2 protein-coding genes are annotated in these 1,561 nt (G+C 36.5%); one reads left to right on the forward strand and one right to left on the reverse strand.

All coding sequences use genetic code 11. The features are described 5' to 3' along the window. Positions 1–331, forward strand: a 331-nt coding sequence (locus tag H5202_RS22265; protein WP_182773947.1) for a PKD domain-containing protein, incomplete at its 5' end; no start/stop codon positions are given. 105 nt (positions 332–436) lie between these two features. Here the strand turns inward: H5202_RS22265 and H5202_RS22270 are convergent. Further along, positions 437–1,135: a hypothetical protein gene (locus tag H5202_RS22270; protein ID WP_182773948.1), complete on the reverse strand. Its 699-nt coding sequence runs from the start codon at positions 1,133–1,135 to the stop codon at positions 437–439. Between the last annotated feature and the right edge of the window lie 426 nt (positions 1,136–1,561).

Raw genomic sequence — 1,561 nt, forward strand, 5'->3', positions numbered from 1 at the left:
TACAGGCATGACCAGTACTGAAGGTTTTGTTGTTACAGCTAAAGCCAATGGTAAAGATGCTGACGGTGATACCCTAACGTACAACTGGGTTCAAACAAGTGGTCCTACTGTTGCGTTTGGTAATGGCGGTCCAGCTATTAGCTTTACTGCACCATCAGGTAATAATACCATTAAGTTCTCAGTAACGGCTTCAGATACTCGTTTAGAGAGTGCTGCTGGTACAGCAACTATTACAGTCACCAAGAAAGAAGAGAAATCTTCTGGTGGTTCTATGGGTTGGTTAACTGCACTATTAGTTCCATTAGCTGCATTACGTCGTCGTAAGCACTAATAATAGTAATCATTAATTTGGCATTGCCAAATTAATATAAGAAAAAACCAGCTGTTATCAGCTGGTTTTTTTATGGGACAAAAATATCAAACTAGATAGCGTTAGTTATTCGTCTTCATCCGATTCATCAGCATGAGCGGAAGCTTCAAATTGATCAACATTCGCCAATTGTCCAAACCAGAAGTCTGAACTCACCATCTTAAACTGACGAGATAAGCCTTCACTTGCTACTGGTTCGACTTGCCATAGTATTCCTGTGGCCTCTGGAAATTGGGAACCAGTGATTTGATCTTCATATAATCGATGTAAGAGCGCATCAGGAGATAATCCGGATGCAAGTAGGCGTACCATAGATGCATGTAATGACTCATCAAAAATAGTTAGCTCTGCTGCGTCAGTTGCTGTGACATTAACCATAAACTCAACGCCAGTTGGCTCAGCAAAGACACCATTAAATGCTTCTCTCAATAATGCATAAGCACTAAAAAAACCTTCATGAAGCAAGCAATCAGAATATTCTTCCCACATTCTGTCACCAATCATGTCATTACTTAACTGATCAATTTTTCCTTCAGTCAATTCACTGAATAAATGAGTCAAGACGATTTTTGCTGCTTCATTGGCCTCTAAATCATTTAGAGACATCATGCACATTTCTCTTAGTTCAGTAGCCTCCATTCCTTCTAATCCATCATCTAAGCCCATTATAGCCATCAATTGAAGGTAATCTTCATTTGACCAAGCATTAGGGATCTTATTGATTTTACGAAAAGAACCAATTTGAACATTAAATTGTGCTTGCATGGAAACTCCTTCTTATAAGCGTCAAAAAGTGACGAAGATTGGTCAAACTAATACCCAACATGTACAATCGCAATACTGTATAAGTGCAAAAACAAAGCATGTCATATCTACAAGTCACTAAAAAAATATAACAACATGATTTATAAATATTTATTAAAAATATTAAAGATTAACAATTATATTAAACTTTGTTTATATGATCTTAATTTAGTTCATAAATGACACACGCAACATTTTTATCTTGAATGGAAATTCAATTAGATATGACTAAGAAAATCTATAATGATTCACACCTTTTATTCCGACCCTAACTCTGCATGTTAACTTTATTGTAAGCGGTTAATTAACCCCACATACCAATAATACTCACGCTTTAATATAGTGCCTTTTTCACCGGAGGTACTATGAACCAAGAACAAAAGCGCG

The sequence above is a fragment of the Shewanella sp. SG41-4 genome (assembly GCF_014164505.1).
Lineage (GTDB): Bacteria > Pseudomonadota > Gammaproteobacteria > Enterobacterales > Shewanellaceae > Shewanella.